Origin of the sequence: Actinomycetospora cinnamomea (genome assembly GCF_003096675.1) — a bacterium.
GTDB classification, from domain to species: domain Bacteria; phylum Actinomycetota; class Actinomycetes; order Mycobacteriales; family Pseudonocardiaceae; genus Actinomycetospora; species Actinomycetospora cinnamomea.
On record NZ_QEKW01000039.1, the window covers coordinates 1 to 2,872 of the forward strand.

At 73.7% G+C, this 2,872-nt stretch carries 2 protein-coding genes; both read left to right on the forward strand.

Annotation, left to right across the window (positions count from 1 at the left end; genetic code table 11):
* The first annotated feature begins 278 nt into the window (after nt 1-278).
* Nucleotides 279-1,820, forward strand: coding sequence for an IS21 family transposase (gene istA, locus C8D89_RS28585; RefSeq protein WP_116711536.1), 1,542 nt, complete (start codon nt 279-281; stop codon nt 1,818-1,820).
* A 116-nt stretch (nt 1,821-1,936) separates the two neighbouring features.
* The gene (gene istB / locus C8D89_RS28590; RefSeq protein WP_116711535.1) at nt 1,937-2,677 is read left to right on the forward strand and encodes an IS21-like element helper ATPase IstB; all 741 of its coding nucleotides are present in this window, start codon (nt 1,937-1,939) and stop codon (nt 2,675-2,677) included.
* Nucleotides 2,678-2,872 lie beyond the last annotated feature (195 nt).

Consider the following 2,872-nt stretch of genomic DNA (forward strand, 5'->3'; position numbering starts at 1 on the left):
CGCCTTGTTCAGGGCGCGGTCGCCGCCGCGGTTGAGCCGGTGGCGGGTGGTGCGCCCGCTGCTGGCCTCGAGCGGGCTGGTCCCACCGAGGGCGGTGACAGCGGCCACGGCATCCTCCCCAGTGGCGGCCATCTGATCTCCCCACTGGCGGCCACGAAGTCTCCCCAGCGACGGCCACGGTTTCTCCCCGGCTGATGCCGTGTCGCCGCCGGGTGGCGGCGGTGTTCTCGGGCTTGCTGGGCCTCGACGTGATCGTCGAGCGCTGCAGGGAGCCGGCCGTGAAGACCAACGAGGAGATCATGGAGATCCTGGAGGCCTACGACCTCACCGGCGGCCTGCGGGCCGCCGCCGCTCTGGCCGGGTGTGACCACAAGACCGTCGCCCACTACGTCGCGCTGCGCGACGCCGGGCACCTCCCGGGCGGACGTCCACGCCGCACGACCAGCCTCGACGAGCTGTTACCGAAGATCGAGGAGTGGGTCGACCGTTCCCGCGGCGCGATCCGCGCCGACGTCGTCCACCAGAAGCTGGCGGCGATGGGCTTCGCCGGCTCCGAGCGCACCACTCGCCGTGCGGTCGCCGAGGCCAAGAAGGCCTGGCGGGCCGGGCAGCGCCGCGTGTTCCGCCCGTGGGTGCCCGAGCCGGGGTTGTGGCTGCAGTTCGACTGGGGCGCCGGCCCGCGGGTCGGGCCGGCGGGCGAGGCGCGCGAGACGCTGCTGTTCTGCGCCTGGCTGGCCTGGTCCCGGTTCCGGGTGGTGCTGCCGGTCTGGGACCGCACCCTGCCCTCGCTGCTGGCGTGCCTGGACACCACCCTGCGCCGCCTGGGCGGGGCCCCGACCTACGCGCTGACCGACAACGAGAAGACCGTGACCGTCGAGCACATCGCCCGGGTCCCGGTGCGCCACCCCGACGTCGTGGTCGCCGGCCGGCACTACGGCATGACCATCCGCACCTGCATGCCCGCCGACCCGCAGTCCAAGGGCGGCGCGGAGGCCACGGTGCGCATCGCCAAGGCCGACCTGGTGCCCACCGAGGCCAACCTGCGCGACGCCTACGGCGACTTCGCCGCCCTCGAGGCGGCCTGCGCGGGGTTCTGCGAACAGGTCAACACCCGGACCCACCGGGCGACCGGGCGCCCGCCGGTGGAGATGCTCGCCGAGGAAACCGCCCGGCTGCACCCGCTACCCGCGACCGCGGTGACCACCGCCTTCGGTGAGACCCGCCGGGTCGGGTGGGACGCCACCATCTCCGTGGGCGGGGTGCGCTACTCGGTGCCCCATGAGCTGGTCGACACCCGGGTCTGGACCCGGTTCGCCGGCGACGAACTCGTGGTCACCGTCGTCGACCCCGAACACGGGCCCCGCGAAGTCGCCCGCCACCAGCGCGGACACCGCGGCTGCCCCCAGATCCGCGACGAGCACTACCCCGACAGCCACCCCTCGCGCCGGTCGGTACCCGGCGACCGCGTCCCCCGCGCAGGCAGCGCCGCCGAGGAGGCGTTCCTGACCATCGGGCCCGGCGCCGCCGAGTGGCTGCGCGAAGCCGCCGCGGCAGGCACCGCGCGGATGCGCACCAAGATGGCCGAGGCGGTCTCGTTGGCCAAGCTGCACAGCCTGGCCGCGGTCGACCAGGCCCTCGGGGCCGCCGCGCTGGCCGGGCGCTTCGGCGACGAGGACCTGCCGATGATCCTGGCCCACCAACGCCACCAACCACCCGCCAGCCCCGCGGCCCGGGCCTCCGAGGCGCACAGCCTGCAGGCCGGCACCCGCGCCTGGGCCACCTTCGGGGTCGCCCCGTCGCGGACAGAGGTGCCGTCATGATCGCCACCAGCACCGACACCCCCACGACGACGTCTTCGACGTCGTCCGCAGCGTCGTCTGCATCGTCGTCGGGCTCGTCGGCTCCATCAGCTCCCTCGGGGCAGGCGCTGGAGGAGATGCTGCGCCTGGCCCGCCGGCTGCGGATGCCCTACCTGCGCGCGCACGCCCCCGAGGTGCTGGCCACCGCCCGCGCCCAGCGCTGGGACCCCGCCGAAGCGCTGCGGGTGCTGCTGGCCGAGGAGATCGCCGGCCGCGACGAAGCCACCATCCGCGCCCGACGGAAGAAGGCCGGCTTCCCCGCCGGCAAGACCTTCGCGGTCTGGAACGAGACCGCCAGCTCCATTCCGCAGGCCACCCAGCAGGCGCTGCGCACCCTGGAATGGGTCGACCGCCACGAGAACCTGTGTGTCTGCGGACCCTCGGGCACCGGCAAGAGCCACTTCTGCGAAGCCCTCGGCCAGGCCGCGATCGACTCCGGACGCAGCGTGGCCTGGTTCGCCATCGATGAGCTCGGCGCCCTGGTCCGCCGCCACCGCGCCGACGACTCGATCACCAAAGCCATCGCCCGGCTCACCCGCGTCGACCTGGTCATCGTCGACGACATCGGCATGCTGCCCGTCGGCGCCGACGCCGCCGAAGGCTTCTACCGCCTCGTCGACGCCGCCTACGAACACCGCTCCCTGGCCGTGTCGAGCAACCTGCACCCCTCCGGGTTCGACGAGCTCATGCCCAAGACCCTGGCCACCGCCACCGTCGACCGGCTCCTGCACCACGCCCACATCTGCCTGACCGACGGCGACTCCTTCCGGCTCACCCAAGCCACCGCCGGCAAGGGGGTGAAGCCGCTACCAAGCTGACCCCCCGGGGAGAACCCATGGCCGTCCCCGGGGAGCAACCACGTCCGCCACCGGGGAGAACTCATGGCCGCCGCTGGGGAAGAACCCGTGGCCGTTGACAGGCGGCGAACGCGGCCTCGCTGCGGCAGCGCCCGGGGTGGGAGAACGACACGATGACCTGGGCGGCGCAGATCGGACCGATCCCCTTGTGGTCGG